General features: G+C 45.0%; 15 protein-coding genes. 7 read left to right on the top strand and 8 right to left on the bottom strand.

Going from position 1 to position 17,519, the window contains the following annotated elements; all coding sequences use genetic code 11:
• Nucleotides 1-15: 15 nt before the first annotated feature.
• The 4 genes from AC1DLI_RS24295 to AC1DLI_RS24280 all read right to left on the bottom strand — a co-directional run bounded on the left by AC1DLI_RS24295 (nt 16) and on the right by AC1DLI_RS24280 (nt 5,667).
• A complete protein-coding gene (locus tag AC1DLI_RS24295) occupies nt 16-1,911 on the bottom strand; it encodes a helix-turn-helix domain-containing protein (protein WP_477607055.1) in 1,896 nt (631 codons plus the stop codon).
• 227 nt (nt 1,912-2,138) lie between these two features.
• Nucleotides 2,139-2,975 carry a YitT family protein gene (locus AC1DLI_RS24290; protein ID WP_477607054.1) on the bottom strand — a complete coding sequence of 279 codons (837 nt, stop codon included), beginning with the start codon at nt 2,973-2,975 and terminating at the stop codon, nt 2,139-2,141.
• A 142-nt stretch (nt 2,976-3,117) separates the two neighbouring features.
• Complete coding sequence (gene rlmN / locus AC1DLI_RS24285) at nt 3,118-4,194, bottom strand: dual-specificity RNA methyltransferase RlmN (RefSeq protein ID WP_477607053.1); 1,077 nt, start codon at nt 4,192-4,194, stop codon at nt 3,118-3,120.
• 294 nt (nt 4,195-4,488) lie between these two features.
• Entirely contained in the window at nt 4,489-5,667 is a 1,179-nt protein-coding gene (locus AC1DLI_RS24280; protein WP_477607052.1) for an MFS transporter, read from the bottom strand.
• 338 nt (nt 5,668-6,005) lie between these two features.
• Between AC1DLI_RS24280 and AC1DLI_RS24275 the strand changes: the two genes are divergently transcribed.
• The 4 genes from AC1DLI_RS24275 to AC1DLI_RS24260 all read left to right on the top strand — a co-directional run bounded on the left by AC1DLI_RS24275 (nt 6,006) and on the right by AC1DLI_RS24260 (nt 9,892).
• Complete coding sequence (locus tag AC1DLI_RS24275; RefSeq protein WP_477607051.1) at nt 6,006-7,064, top strand: phosphatidylglycerol lysyltransferase domain-containing protein; 1,059 nt, start codon at nt 6,006-6,008, stop codon at nt 7,062-7,064.
• Nucleotides 7,065-7,218: 154 nt separating this feature from the next.
• Entirely contained in the window at nt 7,219-8,451 is a 1,233-nt protein-coding gene (gene pepT / locus AC1DLI_RS24270) for a peptidase T (protein ID WP_477607088.1), read from the top strand.
• Nucleotides 8,452-8,715: 264 nt separating this feature from the next.
• Nucleotides 8,716-9,213 (top strand): RNA polymerase sigma factor, encoded by a 498-nt coding sequence (locus AC1DLI_RS24265; protein WP_477607050.1) that lies wholly within the window; start codon nt 8,716-8,718, stop codon nt 9,211-9,213.
• Complete coding sequence (locus AC1DLI_RS24260) at nt 9,200-9,892, top strand: zf-HC2 domain-containing protein (protein WP_477607049.1); 693 nt, start codon at nt 9,200-9,202, stop codon at nt 9,890-9,892. Before AC1DLI_RS24265 ends, AC1DLI_RS24260 begins: the two co-directional genes overlap by 14 nt.
• A gap of 510 nt (nt 9,893-10,402) precedes the next feature.
• Here the strand turns inward: AC1DLI_RS24260 and AC1DLI_RS24255 are convergent.
• Complete coding sequence (locus AC1DLI_RS24255; RefSeq protein ID WP_477607048.1) at nt 10,403-10,744, bottom strand: zinc ribbon domain-containing protein YjdM; 342 nt, start codon at nt 10,742-10,744, stop codon at nt 10,403-10,405.
• A 203-nt stretch (nt 10,745-10,947) separates the two neighbouring features.
• Between AC1DLI_RS24255 and AC1DLI_RS24250 the strand changes: the two genes are divergently transcribed.
• A complete protein-coding gene (locus AC1DLI_RS24250; protein WP_477607047.1) occupies nt 10,948-11,412 on the top strand; it encodes a MarR family winged helix-turn-helix transcriptional regulator in 465 nt (154 codons plus the stop codon).
• Nucleotides 11,413-11,466: 54 nt separating this feature from the next.
• On the top strand, nt 11,467-12,756 hold the full coding sequence (locus AC1DLI_RS24245; RefSeq protein ID WP_477607046.1) for an MFS transporter: 1,290 nt from the start codon (nt 11,467-11,469) through the stop codon (nt 12,754-12,756).
• An 85-nt stretch (nt 12,757-12,841) separates the two neighbouring features.
• On the opposite strand, the gene AC1DLI_RS24240 is transcribed toward AC1DLI_RS24245, so the two are convergent.
• Together AC1DLI_RS24240 and AC1DLI_RS24235 are read right to left on the bottom strand one after the other, a co-directional pair.
• Complete coding sequence (locus AC1DLI_RS24240) at nt 12,842-13,756, bottom strand: NAD(P)/FAD-dependent oxidoreductase (protein ID WP_477607045.1); 915 nt, start codon at nt 13,754-13,756, stop codon at nt 12,842-12,844.
• Between the two features lie 50 nt (nt 13,757-13,806).
• Nucleotides 13,807-14,298: an RrF2 family transcriptional regulator gene (locus tag AC1DLI_RS24235; RefSeq protein ID WP_477607044.1), complete on the bottom strand. Its 492-nt coding sequence runs from the start codon at nt 14,296-14,298 to the stop codon at nt 13,807-13,809.
• Between the two features lie 274 nt (nt 14,299-14,572).
• Here AC1DLI_RS24235 and AC1DLI_RS24230 point away from each other — a divergent pair, with 274 nt between their 5' ends.
• Nucleotides 14,573-15,490, top strand: a complete 918-nt coding sequence (locus tag AC1DLI_RS24230) for an aldo/keto reductase (RefSeq protein ID WP_477607087.1) — start codon at nt 14,573-14,575, stop codon at nt 15,488-15,490.
• Between the two features lie 623 nt (nt 15,491-16,113).
• On the opposite strand, the gene AC1DLI_RS24225 is transcribed toward AC1DLI_RS24230, so the two are convergent.
• Entirely contained in the window at nt 16,114-17,487 is a 1,374-nt protein-coding gene (locus AC1DLI_RS24225; RefSeq protein WP_477607043.1) for a glycosyltransferase family 2 protein, read from the bottom strand.
• Nucleotides 17,488-17,519: the final 32 nt, after the last annotated feature.

The following is a 17,519-nucleotide window of genomic DNA, read 5'->3' as shown; positions in this document are numbered from 1 at the left end:
TTAATCATTGAGCGATTAATTCATTTCTTTAAACTTTCCGGGCGTAATTCCCTCGTATTTCTTAAACACACGTATGAAGGTAGCAACCTCATTGTAGCCTACCTGCTTAGCTATTTCGGAGATTGAGTCCTGCTTAAGTTTCATCATTCGCTTCGCCTGCTCAATGCGGTGCTTATTGATGTAGTCCAGCAGTCCTTCACCCGTCTGGTTCTTAAACAGCTTCGACAAATAACTGCCCTTCAGGTCAAAATATTCCCCTATCGTATTAACGTTCAGATTCGAATCCCTGTACTTCTCCCGGATATAATCCGATACCTTCATCACCAAATCACGCAGCGACTCCGCGCGCTCTTGCGATACGTTGTTATCCAGCTTGGCAGCGGCGAAGGCACAAACCTCCTTCAGCAGCAATAGCAGCTCCTGTTTCATTTCCAGTATGGTGTCGCATGCAATAATTTTATCCATCCACAAAGGGTTATCACCCAAAATGCTGCTATCGCCGTCTCCCAGCTCATTGATCGCCTTGACCATCGTGCCAACCAGATTAAAAATGAGGCATCTCGCTAATGTGAGCGACATAATCGGCTTGTTGAAGTTACGGTCCATAACATCCTCCATGAATTTGGAGGCCTGTTCGAAGTCGCCGACTTTAATTAAATTAATCAATTGCTGCTCTACCTGCAGGGGATAATAATAGCCGAATTGCAGATTATCCTCCGGATTGCGCCGAATCTCGTCGTACGTGATAATCTCCTGCTTGCCGAGTACCATCTTGTAAGCCATCGCATCTACGGCCTCGCGGTATGCCTCTGCAATCCCGGGCAGCGAAGCATGAATGCCACCAATGGATACAGTCAAATCCATTTGATAGCGGAGTAGAAAACGCTGCGCCTCCGCAGCTATCGCGTGTAGCTCTTCCTTCAAATTAGCGGCTTCCTTCTCGCCGAAGTTGACCAGACAAACCATCATATCATCGACCTCAGCCACATAGCCGGCCATGTTGCCGTCAAGCGACTTGGAATCTGCGGTAGCGATGTTTTTGTCCAGCAAGCCATCTCCGTACCACTGGCTGAACAAGCTCAAATACTCCTTAAAGCCGGCTTCGGCTGGTCCGAATTTGACCGTTCCGTCCTCCAAATAAAAGCCGCGGGTAACGCCGAACGCGCCGATGAAGGCACCATTTCCCGATTCATTAAAGAAACGCGGCTTGCTCACGACTGCGAAAGGTGCGGCCGCTCCCTTCTTCTCCTTAAACGCCGTCAGCGTTTTGGTCCAATCATCAATCGTTTCCGGTACTGGCAGGCCTAGTTCATCCAGCCAATCCTTGCGGATAATCGGCCCTTGGAACACTCGCAAGTACTCGTCGCCTCTAATGAATGGAAACGCGTAATAGCTGCCGCTGTCGGTCTTGACCATTTTGTCGATGTCCGGGTTTTCCTGCAAAAACTTTTTCAAGTTCGGCGCATGCTTATCAATCAGATCATTCAGTTTCAAAATATAGCCGTCATTAATGGCTTTCTCAGGCCCCCCTGGAAAGTCGCCCAAATAGTTGTACTCGATCATATCCGGCAAATCGCCCGATGCTAACATTACGTTAAGCGCTTCTTTCGTTTGACCTGTCGGCGGCGCCGTAAATTCGAGCGGAACGCCGGTTTGCTTTTGCCAATCCTGGAAGAAAGGAATTTCATCATGCGTCGCTTTGACTCCGATCAAGTTCCCGTTAATTTCTCCCCAATAAGTAAGCTTCTTATCGGTTTTAATCGGATACGTTGTCGCTTCCGTGCTTGCTTCTGTATTAGAGGATGTACCTGCATTCGCGTTATTGCCTGACTTATCCCCTTGTGATGAACAAGCAATCAACGAGGTGCCTAGCAAAGTAAGGATTAAAGTAGAAGTTAACAGTCTCTTCATTTCGTAACCTCCGTTAATATTGTGGTGAGATGCATCTCTTCCACAGATTAACGATATGGGCGCAGTTCCGATATGTGCAAAAAGCGAGATTGCATGATGAATTCATGTGAAGTAACGTATGATTTCTCCAAAGCAATAGACAAAATCGCCAAAAAAAGAGCGACAGTCCAAGACTTTGCTTTCAAGTCCTAGACTACCGCTCTTTTTTTTATATTATCTTCATTTTTTTATTTCGAAATATCAATAAAACCCTCGCCGAACACATCACGCACATCATGAATGGTAATAAAGGCATTCTTATCGGCAGCCTTCACGATTTTTTTCAGCGTGCTCAGCTCCTGCTTGCTAATCACGATATAAAGGATTTCCTGGGGCGTTTTCGTATAATACCCGCGCCCATAGATGACCGTAACGCCCCTATCCATCAGCACGTTGACCTGCTCGGCAATCTTGTCCTGCTCCTTGGAAATAATCGTCACGGCTTTCTTCGGATTCACGCCCTCAATAATGAAGTCCATGACCTTCGTTCCAATATACAGCATGACAATCGTCAGCATAAGCGCCTGTGCCCCAATAATGAAATAAGATGAGAAGGCGACAATTAAGTCGAAAAAAAGCAGCGCGTAGCTGATATTCCAGTCCAAATACTTATTTGCGATACGCGCAAGAATCGTCGTGCCGGCGGTTGTCCCTCCGACCCTAATAATAAGTCCGATCCCAATCCCTCCGAACAATCCGCCAAACACGGCATTAACCGTTATTTCATCCGATACAATGCGCCAATCCTCGGTCAAATGCAGGAAAAGGGAATGGAACAATACCGCTGCAATTGTATAAAACACCGTTCTTCGATCCAGAAAGCGATAGCCGATAAGCAGGAGAAAGGAATTGAAAATTAAACTAACCAGACCCGGCGACCAGCCGAATAAATAATATAAAATAATCGTAATGCCGGTAACTCCGCCTTCGCCAAGCTCATTCGGAATAACGAATAGGTTGATTGCGAGTGCAAAAATAAGTGCTCCAGCCATAATGATGAGTAGATCCATTGCCTTTTTCTTCATGCCCATACACCCTTCTTAGCTCAAAATAACCCCGTGCAGCAAATTCATCTTAACAGAAAATATATGGAAGCAGAAGGCTGTCACGTTAACGCAAAAAAGAACATTCCCGGAATTGGGAATGTTCTTTATAAGCCGTCATTTTCTAGCCAAGCTGGAGCTCTTGGGATATTTTGATTTGCTTGCTTCTGAGTTGTCCGCAGGCCGCATCGATATCTGTGCCGTGCTCCAGGCGAACGCTGACGCTGACGCCTTGCTTCTTCAGGGTATCGTAGAAGGCGCGAATGGTTTCCCGGTCCGTCCTTTGATATTGACTATGCTCGTCCACCGGATTGTACGGAATGAGATTTACGTTGGCCAGACTGCGGCGATTCCCAATCAGCTCGGCAAGCTCCAGCGCATGCTCCTTCTGGTCGTTCACGTCCTTGAGCAAAATATACTCAAGCGTAATTCTGCGATTCGTCTTCTCCAAATAATAATCGATGGATTCCATTAATTTCTCGATCGGAATCGCCCGGTTAATCTTCATAATGCGTGTCCGCAGCTCATTGTTCGGCGCATGAAGGGATACGGCAAGATTAACCTGCAAGTCCGAGTCGGCGAACTCTCTGATTTTGTCGGCTAATCCGCTTGTAGAAACCGTAATATGTCTTGCGGCGATCGCAAGCCCTTTTTGGCTTTTGATAACGCCGATAAAATCGGTCATGTTTTTGAAATTATCGAACGGCTCGCCAATACCCATGACGACCACATGGCTTACCTGCTCACCCTGCTGCATCCGATCAAGGTGAAGCTGAGCCTGCATAATCTGCTCGACAATTTCTGCGCTGGATAGATCGCGGCTCTTGGCAAGCAGTCCGCTCGCGCAGAAGCTGCAGCCAATGTTGCAGCCTACCTGAGTCGTGACACAAACGGATAAACCGAATTTATGCCGCATTAATACGGTCTCGATCAAGTTACCGTCCTTCAGCTTGAACAAAAACTTGTTCGTTCCGTCCGCCGATTCCTGCCTCGTATGCTCGGTAAGCGTCTGGAGAACAAAATGCTCAGACAGCAGCTGAACGCATTCCGCCTTCACATCAACCATATCCGTGAATGACGTTACCCGCTTCCGGTACAGCCATTCCCACACCTGTGATGCCCGGAACTTAGTAAAGCCGCGCTCCTTCAGCCACTCCGTCAGCTGCTCAAACGTTAATCCATATATAGATGGTTTATTCATATGTTATCCTCTTTTCAAAACTGCAAAATCCAGTCCTATTCTGCCTATACAGCCGAAACTTATAATCTGCTTATTATTGTCCCAAAATTGGCCCATTAAAACAAGAGGGGAGTACCGCCATTTATTTAGCATTGGTTACAAGCGTAAACGGCTGACGCCGTCCTTGGCGGCAAAAACTAGTTTCGCGGTGAAATATAAGCATCGTATAAGGTTGAATTTTATACTTTCTTATATTATAAAATAGGGACCCTCCTAGCGCATCAGCATCTAGAAGAGTCCCACTCCGTTTTTCATTTATTCTACGAGCTTCTTGGATGCGAACAAAAAATAAACAAAGAACATGCCGCATAGGACAGCGATGAAACCGAAGCCGCCGAAAATATCCAATTGGGACGAATAATAACCAAAACCCAAGCCTGTAAAGGTAAGCAGGAAATTTTCGCCTAACGATTGGAATGATCCCATGGTCGCTCTCATTGACGAATCGATTTGATGATGCAAATATCCTGCGGCAAGCGGCTCTATAATGCCTGCAGCCAAGCAGATTACGATTAAGGCTGCCAGTCCGCTGAAATCTTTGATGACCGACATATAAATAAAGCCCGCCGTCAAAGCTGCCGTAATGCCCAGAAGCAGCGCTCTATAGCTGAACACGTTTTTCAGCTTGTAGGCTAGAACATTGCCTGGCAGCCTGAGTAAGAAGACTGCAGCCGAAAAGAGTCCAAAATAGATGACCGGGATATTTAATCTCTCCAAGTAGATTTGCCAGAACTCATCGATAAAGTTAATGGCTGCTCCCGTTACCATTCCCGATAAAAGCACCAAACATAGTCCCGGATTGCTTTTGAAAAACCGCACAGAGGATGTAATATACGATTTGAATGGCAGTGACTCTTCATCATCTTCGATACTGTTCCTGACTGGCTCAGCCAAAAGAAAAGTTGCGCCGAGGGAAACAACCATCGCCCCTAATGATATCCAATAATTAAGCTCGTAGCCAAAATGACTGGCCAGGAAGCTCCCGCACAAGGCAGCGATGATAATAGAAATCGTATCCAGCGCGTTCAAACGGCCTATTATCTTCTCAAAATGCTTCTCTTTCCCTTCCGCCAATAAGGAATCGTACAGCAAAGCATCCTCTGCTCCGCTGCTTGCGGAATGGCCGATCGCCGCCAAAAAAACGACCAGCGCAAAATGCCAAAACTCCGTAGCAAAAACCAGGATAAGAAACTCGCAGCACCCCAGCAGAGCGGACAAAACGAGCATATGCTTCCTTCCCCACTTATCCGCCATAATACCGGAGGGGACCTCAAATAAAACGATCGTAAACGCAAAAATAATTTCGGTATACACGACCATCTGAATGGTCATGCCTCGATCTTCCCAAAATAACCTCTCAATAACATAGGCAGGAATTAAATTATAAAAAAATCGAATAACGAATAGCTTCCAAATGTTCGGCATATAGCCCATGAATAATGGCCCCTCTCATTTCTGATTGCAATTGCGCAATCAAATTACGGAGGCGGTCGCGGACGATATGACCTTAAGGATTAACAGGGAGGTCTTGCAATTCTCATGTCATGATCCCCTTTAACTAAAGGAATAGGAACTTCATACTTGAACGATTGAGCTTATTATATCTTAAAATCGGACTACGCGATAAAGAAAAATACCCTTTCCAAAACTATTCTTTTGCGGATATTGCATTTTCGCTTTAAACTAATAAAACAAACGCCGATGTATATAATGTACGACATTTTTCGACACAGCCACCTGCTTAGTCGTTGCCTATTTGGAGGATTTTTTAAATGATCGATAACCTTTCAGAAAAACGCCTTAAAAGCCTGCTAAAAAGCTGCGGTCATCATTCGCACTCTCATTTATATTACCTGAACGATAAGGAATGGTTCTGGGATTCCAAATATGAATCTCTGCTTGTTTATCGTTCTATCGGAAACCGTAGAATTGTGCTTGGAGACCCGCTCGGTAAGCCTAGCTCTGTGAAATTACTCATTGAACAGTTTATCGCGAGCTGCAAGAAAGATAAAAAAATTCCTGTATTTTACCAAACGAAATCAGCCTACCTTCCCCTCTATCATGATTTAGGCTTGAAAAGCGCCAAAGTTGGCGAGGAAGCCCAGGTAGAATTAGCAAACTTTCATTTAAAGGGGAAGCAATGGCTTAAACTGCGCAATCGCATAAATAAATTCCAGCGTAACGGCTTTACCTTTGAGGTGCTGCAGCCTCCTTATTCAAACTCGCTGCTAAACCGCCTTCAAGCCATATCAGATGAATGGCTCGCTAAACGTAAAGAGAAAGGTTTCTCTGTCGGTTTTTTCTCAAAATCATACATCAGTCAATTTCCAATTGCCGTTTTGGTTGGGCCAGATGGTCATTACGAAGCATTTGTTTCGATTGCAGGCGAGCGCCCGCACAGCGAAACAACCAATAAACCCGCCTTTTCCAGGCGAATCACAGTTGACCTTATGCGGTATACGAATGCTTGTCCCCATGGCACCATGGATGTTCTGTTCGTATCTTTATTCTTGTGGGCTAAGGATAAAAGCTATGATGTTTGCAGTCTTGGGATCGCGCCATTAGCAAATGTCAAAGATCATCTGCTTGCCAAGCTGCTCTACAGGTATGGTTGTAAACTATATAACTTTAAAGGCCTTTATGAATATAAAAATAAATTCGCCCCGCATTGGGAGGAAGTCTATTTTGTTTATCCGCCCGGCACTCTACCCCTAAATGTCGTGCTGCTATCCCTCATTATTCATAGGCCAAAGAATCGGACTCACAAACATAAACAAATTGCCCTATCTCCTGCGGCGGAAATGGATTCCCCGTTTGAAAAACGCGCGTAATGAAACAACCAAAGAAGCTGCCTCAAAAAGCTATGAGCCTGATGGAGGCAGCTTGAATCGAACCCCATAATCTTCCGGCAGCACATTTGGGATGTCGTCCTTTTTGTATTATAATTTGCTGTATAACCTATTGGACTGGAGTTGTGGGATGACAATGAAAACGGAGATTATTGAACGATTTATCTCATATGCACAAGTAGAAACGCAGTCCGATGAGAGCAGCGATACCTGCCCCTCGACACCGGGGCAGCTTGTGCTCGCACGCAAGCTGGTTGAAGAGCTCGAAAGCATCGGCATGCAGGACATTACGATGGACGCGAACGGCTATGTAATGGCCACTCTTCCCTCTAATACGGATAAAGATATCCCCACTATCGGTTTTCTTGCCCATATCGATACGGCAACCGACTTCACCGGCACAAACGTAAAGCCGCAAATCGTAGAAGGCTATGACGGGCAAGATATCATTTTGAACAAAGAGCTTAAAATCGTCCTTTCACCAAAGGATTTTCCAGAGCTTTCCGGTTATGCGGGACACACTCTAATAACGACAGACGGCACCACGCTGCTTGGCGCGGACGATAAAGCCGGAATTGCGGAAATTATTACTGCTATGGCCTTTCTCCTGCAGCATCCTGAGGTAAAGCACGGCAGAATACGCGTTGCTTTCACACCGGACGAAGAAATCGGCAGGGGTCCTCATCGGTTCGACGTCACTGCTTTTGATGCTGTTTATGCCTATACGCTAGATGGCGGTCCATTAGGCGAGCTGCAGTACGAGAGCTTCAACGCCGCAGCGACCCACATTACCTGCAAGGGAAAAAACGTCCACCCCGGCACAGCGAAAGGAAAAATGATCCACTCTGCCAAAATAGCCATGGAGCTGCACGGAAGGCTGCCTGCTGAAGAAACACCAGAGCAGACCGAGGGCTACGAAGGGTTCTTTCACCTCACCTCCATTGAAGGCGACGTCGAGGAAACTCAGCTTCGTTATTTGATTCGCGATCATGACCGCCAACGGTTTAACGAGCGAAAAGAGGTTCTGGCTCGCGCGGTTGAGGAGCTTCGGCAAAAATACGGCGAAGGTCGGATCACACTTGAGATCAAAGACCAATACTTCAATATGAGAGAAAAAATCGAGCCAGTCATGGAAGTCGTGGATATTGCGAGACAGGCGCTGGAAAACCTCGGAATTACGCCGGTTATAGAGCCGATTCGCGGCGGCACGGACGGCTCTCAGCTATCCTATATGGGCCTGCCGACTCCGAATATCTTCACTGGCGGAGAAAATTATCATGGCCGGTTCGAGTATGTTTCGGCTGATAATATGGTGTTAGCCGTAAATACTATCATTGAAATTGTTAAGCTTTATGAACAAAGAACATAGCAATACACGCGGCATTTAGCATGCTGGTACGCGCCGGGCCTCATTTTAGGAGCCCAAGTCTTCTTCGTATGAATTGAATAATGGCAGCGTAAAAAAAAACTAGCCTGGCACATTACGTGATGTGCTTGGCTGGTTTTTTGTGTTTTATTAGGATGCTGACATTAAATCTTTTTTGCCGTGCTCTATAAAGCTTGATAATCTTTTCTGAAATAGTTGTAACGAAACGGAGGCTTTCCGGTCTTATATAGGTGAGGAAGTGAGAGCGTGCACGATTTTGAGGAAATCTATCATGAGTATTTCCGAGATATTTATTTATTTGTGTTTTCTTTGAGCCGAAATGAAATGATTGCCGAGGAAATAACGCAAGAAACATTCTTTAAGGCTTTGAAAAGCATTGATTCCTTTAAAGGTCATTGCAAAGTTAGCGTCTGGCTCTGCCAAATAGCCAAAAACACCTACTTTTCCTACGTTGAAAAGCAAAAACGTTTCGAACCGGAAAGCATACTTGAAAAAGCAAGCCCCGACAATGTTGAAGCTGCCCTCTTGGACAAGGATGATGCTCTCAGCATTCATAAAGCGTTACATCTTTTAAACGAGCCCTATAAAGAAGTATTTACCCTAAGAGTATTCGGGGAATTATCCTTTGCTCAGATCAGCCAGCTGTTTGAAAAAACCGAGAGCTGGGCAAGGGTCACCTTTTACCGCGCTAAACAAAAAATACAAGATTCACTAAAGGAGGAACAGCGGTATGATGAAATGTGAGGTTATTAAAGATTTATTGCCATTATATATCGATARCGTGTGCAGCAGGGAGAGCGCAGAATTGGTCGAAGAGCATCTCGCAGCATGCGGCAGCTGCAGATCGGAATGGGAAAACATGCGAAGCGAGCTGAGAGTGCCGCAGAATACTGTCGATATGAACCGCAAAGACAGCCATCTTCTAAAAGCGATGTCTGCCTACTGGAGCCGTTCCAAATTAAAATCTTTTTTGAAAGGGGGCGCCCTTGCCTCGTTATCCCTCGGAATCGTCATTTCGGCCTACTTTGGCTTGACGGAATGGAACATTATACGCGTTCCTGCGAATATCATCGAGGTGAAGGACACCAGCCAAATGAAAGACGGCCGAATTGCCTTTCATATGCGGCTGACAGACGGTTATGATTTAAATCAGATTAGCTACGATATGGACGAAAACGGGAACTTTTATATGATTCCGTACCGGCCTATTATCAAGAAAAAACCAATCACTACTTTTGGACTTTTTAACATGTACCAAACAAAGGACCCTTTTATCAATGGAGTTTATCAAAATAAATATGGCGCAGACGCAAAAATCACTGCCCTTTATTTGGGAACGCGGGATGAAAACATTCTGATCTGGGAAGAAGGAATGAAGCTTCCTCCAGCAAGCGAAACAGTCGAGGCAGAACTGAAGAGATAACATCCAAGAGACTACCTCGAAGGCTTAAGCCCGTCGAGATAGCCTCTTCGATTAATGGGAGATCAGTTATAGCGGTCTGATTTGCGTTAACAAATACTAAATACTAGGTATTAAATAACCTTTTCCAAATTCTAATGTATAAAATACAATAGAAACCTGAAATTACACAAATTTGAGAGTCTACACTGCAGTAATTACAATAGAAATGTCTTCTAAGGCAATAATTGAGCCAGAAATCATGCATTCTGCTGTAGTAACTGCATTGTAGAAAAATTGTGCAGGATTGAGGAGTGTTTCTATTGCACAAACTACACTGTAGCTTGGGGCGATTTTATCTGCGACAACTGTAGGAATAAAATTTTGAACGATTTACAAGCGTAAACGGCTGACGCCGTCCTTGGCGGCAAAAGCTCGTTTCGCGGTGAAATATAAGCAACGTATAAGGTTGAATTTTATACTTTCTTATATTTTAAATAAAACTCACATTATACTGATTGTTAGCAAACGTGTTTATGCCTTTTTGACAAATTCGGACTTTAGCTTCATCGCTCCAAAACCGTCGATTTTGCAATCGATGTCATGGTCTCCGTCAACTAAGCGTATATTTCTTACTTTGGTCCCAATTTTCAATACAGATGAGCTTCCTTTTACTTTAAGATCCTTGATAACCGTTACCGTATCACCATCGTTTAAAACATTGCCATTGGCGTCTTTAACAATTTTGTCGGCTTCACCGGCTGCGGTATCCTGCTCTAAACTCCATTCATGGCTGCATTCCGGGCAAACCAACATGTTTCCATCCTCATAGGTGTATTCCGAATTACATTTCGGGCAATTAGGCAAATCCGTCATGGTTTACTATCTCCATTCATTATGATTCCCTCTACTATACGACGGTTGTCCAAATAAATCAAAAACCGACAACCCGCTGTAAAATTGAAAAAGCCAAACGAAACATTTGGGATTGACATTCGAATCCTTTTCTTTTATGTTTGTTGTACATACAAAATACAGAGACAAAAACAACATTCATCCCTTATAGGAGGACTATATATATGGCAACGGAATCGAATTCAGCATCAGAGCAAACAACTGCTAAGGACGAAACGTTTCTGCATAATTGCTTGTACTTCACAACGAATCGGCTTAGCCGTGCCATCACCCGTATGGCGGATGAAGCTTTTGCTACGACCGGACTGACGCCAGCCTATGGTTATCTGATTCGGCTCGTCATCGGAACACCCGGTATTACTCAGAAAGAGCTCTCAGAGAAGCTGTACATTACACCTTCAACGCTAACTCGATTTATTGATAAGCTTGCGGGTAAGCAGCTTGTCGAGCGCAAAGTACAGGGCAAGACCGTTCTTGTATATCCGACGGATAAAGGAAAAGAATTGGAGCCATCCCTTCGCGAAGCCTCCAAGCAGCTAAAAGTAAAGTATGATGCAATACTCGGCAAAGAATTAGCAGAACAACTGACTCATGATCTTGAAAAAAGCAGCGAGCAGCTAGAGAAATAAATTTTTTGTGTTTTATTTTGTATGTACAAACAAAAATGAAAGGATGTATGAATGATGAGCACAAATGCTTACCCAGAAGGATTCCAACCAAAGTCCCGCTTCTATTATGGATGGGTTATCGTGCTGCTAACCTTCGCAACCTTGCTTGTTTCCGCGGGCATCCGCTCGCTACCAAGCATTCTGCTCATCCCATTTCAGAATGAATTCGGTTGGAGCAGAGGCGGCATCTCCAGCGTGATCTCCATTGGCATTTTTCTATACGGGCTGGTAGGCCCATTCTCAGCAGCCCTGCTGCTCCGCTACGGCATCCGTAAAGTCGTCATAAGCTCGCTTACCGTACTGGCTGCTAGCCTGGCAGTAACGCCGTTCATTCACTCCTTGTGGCAGTTTGAGCTGTTGTGGGGACTTGTCTCCGGTCTAGCGACCGGCATGATGGCCAACGTTCTCGGCGTTACGGTTAGCAATCTGTGGTTTGTTAAGCGAAAAGGCCTCATCATCGGCTTGTTAACGGCAAGCGCCGCTACCGGCCAACTGCTGTTCCTTCCGCTTTTCGCCAAAATGACAGCCGATTTTGGCTGGCGGTACGCCATCTACACAGCAGTAGCCGGCATTCTGCTCGTGCTTATCGCCGTTGCAATCTGGATGCGCAACCACCCGTACGATGTCGGTGCAGCACCTTACGGATCGGATGAGATAGTGAAGCCTGCTATTTTTAAGGGCAATCTGTTCCTGACTCCCTTGCAAAATCTTCGTTTCGCTATGAAAAATGCCACCTTCTGGCTGCTTGCCGGAACTTTCTTTTTCTGCGGCTTCTCGACCAATGGTTTAATCGGGACGCATCTTATTGCCGCGTGTAGTGATCATGGCATGCTTGAAGTCACAGCGGCCGGTCTGCTCGCCATGATGGGGCTGTTTGATTTGTTCGGCACAACGATTTCCGGCTGGCTCTCCGACCGGTTCGACAGCCGCTGGCTGCTGTTCTGGTATTATGGGCTGCGCGGATTGTCGCTGCTGTTCTTGCCCTACGCACTGGACGCAACGCCTGCCATGCTCGTCGTTTTTTCCGTTTTCTACGGTTTGGATTGGATCGCAACCGTTCCGCCTACAGCTAAGCTTGCCAGCGAAACGTTCGGTAAAGAAAAATCCGGCATGATCTTCGGCTGGATCGTCGTCGCCCATCAAATTGGTGCCTCCACGGCCGCCTATGGAGCAGGCGTCATGCGCGATTGGTTCGGCAGCTACTCCCAGGCTTTCGTTATTGCCGGATTCGTTTGCTTCTTTGCAGCTTTAATGGCTGTCCGGATCCGTAAAAGCAATGCTGAAAAGATTCAAGCGACAGCCTAAGTATTTGGACGCGGAGTAAAGTATACAAAAAAAAATCAGCCCTGACACCAGTCAGGGCTGATTTGCTATAGATTCCAGTCGCTTTCTAGCTCTTGCTATTCCAAGCCTCTGTGAGCAGCTCGCCATTTATGCCAACACCGGCCAGCGCTCCTAATGAAGCGGCTGTAATCGCTTGGTACAGCTCCGTTGCCGCATCTCCGGCACTATACACGCCTGGTACATTCGTTTTGCCAAAAGCATCGACGATCACAGTTCCTGTTTCCGTCATCTTACAACCTAAGGATTGCGGCAGAGTTGATCCGGCAGTAAGCTTCGGCGCGAAGAAAATGCCTGTACATGGAATGCTTGTGCCATCCTCGAGCACAACCCGCTCCACCATACCCTCACTGGATTCGATACGCAGGATTTTGGAGTCATACGTTGGAACGTTATGCAGCTTAAGCTCCTCACGCTCTTCATCGGTCCATTCATCGGGTCCATCGGTGCAAATGGTATATTGATTCGTCCAACCTGACAGCATTTTGGCCGAATGAAGCGCTCGTGCTCCTTTGACAATCAAAACTAGAGGTTGGTCTCTTAGCTCCCAGCCATCGCAATAGGGGCAAACAAAGGCGCTTTTGCCATACACGTCTTTCAGTCCGTTAACATCAAGCGGGAGATCCTTCATTCCTACAGCAAAAAGCAGCTTTTTACTCCTGTAAGTTGCTCCTTGTGCGGTCGTGGTTTCAAAATGACCGTCGGTTCCCGTAATCGTTATCGCCGCATCCTCCACAAATTGAACGGCCGGATACGCGTTTATCTGCTCCTTCGCAATGCGCCGAAATTCACTGGGGCTGATGCCGTCCCGGGTAAGAAAACCGTGCGTCTCACGGGTAACCCGGTTCCGCGGACGCCCCTCGTCAATAACCGCCACGCTTTTTCTTGCCCTGCCGAGTACAAGCGCCGCATTCAAACCTGCCGGTCCGCCCCCAATAATCACTACATCAACCGTTTGTTTCATTATAATCATCCTCCCGGATCTTTAATATCCATAATTAAAGCGCAAGAAGCTTATGGCTTCTTGTTTACTGCATGGTTGTGATTATGGGAGGCCGAATCGAGCACCCATTGGATCGTATGCTGCTGCAAGTAATCATGCATCTGCCGTTCAGCGCCGCTCATTACTTTTTTAACCAGACATTCCTTGCCCGCTGTGCGAGTAGCCGTATGTGGATCCAATGCATCCGCTTCAAAAAATAATTGATGGCGCTGCTCATCGATATTAAAGCAGTCGTATAGATGCTGCCGGCCTTCGACAACTTGAATGACCTCAAGAAACGTAATTTGATCGGCTTCCCTTGCAAGCTCATAACCGCCGCTCACACCCGTAACCGCACGTACGATGCCATCCTGCCGCAGCTTTGACATGATCTTGGACAAGTAGCTTTCTGAAACGCCAAGCGATGCCGCTAGTTCCTTGATGCCTACGTTATGACCTCGTTCTGCATATGCTAATTGAATCAATGCATGCAGGGCGTAACCCGTGCTTTTGGAAAATTGCATGAGAATCTCCTTTCATCCAAATGAAACATTTTTTATTATAGACTCTTAGTATCTATTATAGACATTCGGAGTCCATTATACAAGTGCAAGGCGTATTTCGATTTAGTGTTCTTTATTTTAGTAAAAACCGCCAATCCCACATGGATTTTGCGTCCCGTATTCTGCAAGACAATACGCCTTTGTTCATAAAGATTGAAATCCAGAGCGCTTTTGTGAGACAATCAATAAAGCGATTACATAAAAAGCAGCACCGATACTTAGGAGGAATGAAATGATGAGAACGATAAAGCTTGGAACTAGCACGCTGGACGTGCCTGTAGTTGCAGTTGGATGCATGCGTATCAATTCACTCGACAAAACGGAGGCGGAGCGCTTTGTTCAAACAGCGCTGGAGCAAGGCGCGAATTTTTTTGAGCATGCTGATATTTACGGCGGCGGAAAATGCGAGGAGATCTTTGCAGATGCCATCCATATGAACGAGAATATTCGTGAAAAGATCATCCTGCAATCCAAATGCGGCATCCGGCAGGGGATGTTCGACTTCTCCAAAGAGCATATTTTGAATTCGGTCGATGGTATTCTAAAACGTCTGAACACGGATTACTTGGATGTTCTGCTTCTTCACCGTCCGGATACATTGGTTGAGCCGGAAGAAGTGGCGGAAGCGTTCGATCTTCTTGAAAGCTCCGGCAAAGTACGCCACTTCGGCGTATCGAATCAAAATCCGATGCAAATTCAGCTGCTGAAAAAATCGGTCAAGCAGCCGCTTGTCGCAAACCAGCTTCAGCTGAGCATTACCAACACAACGATGATCTCGAGCGGATTCAACGTGAATATGGAGAACGACCCGGCCGTTAACCGGGACGGCAGCATTCTTGATTTCTGCCGTTTGAACGACATAACGATCCAGCCTTGGTCGCCATTCCAATACGGCTTCTTCGAGGGCGTTTTCCTGGGCAGCGAGAAGTTCCCGGAATTGAATGCCAAGATCGATGAAGTCGCGGCGAAATACGAAGTCAGCAATACGACGATTGCCATCGCGTGGCTTCTGCGCCATCCTGCCCGCATGCAGCCGGTTATCGGTACGATGAACATCGAGCGGTTAAAGGATTGCAGCAAGGCAAGTGAGATTTACCTGACACGCGAAGAATGGTACGGCATTTATCGCGCAGCAGGCAATGTTCTTCCTTAAGTCGCGCGGAATACGTAGATACAAATTAACATCAGGTCTTCATTGACTATACTCGCGTACGATAATGACATCACTAATAAGAAGAGGGCAGCCAGTGGCTACCCTCTTCTTATTAGCTATGATTGGTCAATCCGACTCAACTTTCGTTTATAGGAGCCTCCGCAACCGAGCTTTTTTGTGCCTCAGCAAGAATCTTCTCCTTTTTAAAGCCGGAAGCAAACAGCAGCGGTGTTCAGGAGTAAATCCAATCCCTTCTCGCTTAGGTTAGAAACTACGGTAACGCATGATTACATTGTTGCCTATATAACTTCCGCTAACTTCATACTTATTATGGCATTGGCTTGAATCGGGACTCGACCATACGCCAAGCCATATGGCCGCTTTTATGTCCGGTATCATGAGATACGGACCATTAGCAGCCATCGGGCTGCAAATTAAGCTTAACAGCTACTAACACACCAAAAAAAGCCTTAAACATCCCTATGGCGGATGTATAAGGCTTTTCGCTCTGGCTCATATGGCACAATACACTGTATAGTACACAAAAACAATCACTCACTGCTGGTTAGCATTTGCAGAATATTGTCTCATTTCAGTGTATCTTTATTTTAAAGCCATTACCGTTATACGTTTAAATCTTTGGATACAAATTGCTTTCGCTTTATTGTTCCCCATGCATTCCGCCCTTTTCTAAACTTTAAGATCCCTTCAATACGGAAAAGGATGGTAAGCTGTCGGTAACCAAGGTTTTCAAGTAATGCAAATAATACTAAACGCATAATGTCCGAGAACGAGGTGAATTTACGGAATGACATTTGTTCCAAAAGTATACTGCCCATTGATAACGTAGTACCCAATAAAAATGCCACAATAAAATAAATCAGGAAACTGCTTAACTCAAGTAATCCAAATAAGTATGCCAAAGGAATGAATATATAACCTAAAAATTCAACAATCGGGCCAAATAATTCAAACAACCAATAATATGGTAGCGTCAGCATTCCAACTGCACCGTATTTGGGGTTAAGCAGCATTTTCCTATAAGCTATAAGATTATCAAACAACCCAATTTGCCAACGTCTACGTTGAACTCTTAGATCCTTAAGCGATTCCGGAGCCTGTGTCCAGCATATAGGGTCTGCTAAAAATTTAATCTTATATTTTCTTTTTTCACTTCTCATTTTTTGGTGCAGTTTAACGATGATATCCATATCTTCACCAATAGTATTAACCTTATATCCACCGCATTCAATGACTACACTTTTGTTAAACGCCCCAAAAGCCCCCGAAATAATGAGAATGGAATTTAATCGGCTTAAGCTTGTACGACCAGTTAAAAATGCTCTCAAATATTCTACGATCTGAAAAGAGGCAACCTTACTTTTTGGTATTTTCATTTCAAGTAATTTTCCGTCTTGAATGACAGAACCATTAGCAATCCTTACAATTCCACCTACCGCAATCGTTTCAGGGTTTTCAACGAATAACATCGTAAGCTTTATTAGTGCATCATTTTCCAAAATAGAATCTGCGTCAATACATGCGAAAATTGGGTAAGATGAAACATTAATTCCCGCGTTAAGGGCATCTGCCTTACCCCCATTTATTTTATCTACCAATATTAGTCGTTCATATTTTGCATTGCGATATATACCTACAATTTCATTGGTCTGCAGGCTTTTCTTAACGGGTTGATTCACTTTAATCAAGTCGAACTCTTTAATAATTCGATCTCGCGTTGAATCCTGAGATCCATCATTTACAATGATAATTTCATACTCGTAATAATTCAATGCAAGCAGAGATTTAATGTTATCTACTATGGTCTTCTCCTCATTATAAGAGGGAACAATAATAGAAATTGGAATCATATTTTTAGAGTCAATATATCTTTTATAATCTGATGATTTCATTTTTTTCAAATAGCCAAACAGTTCGAAAACCGAAACCAACATTTGTCCATTGTAGAATGCATTAATAGCAATCGTATACAACATACAAAACTCACTGAAATACAAAATAAATTTCC

Source organism: Paenibacillus sp. 01T443 (assembly GCF_056398325.1).
This window is presented reverse-complemented; position numbering and strand designations above follow the sequence as displayed.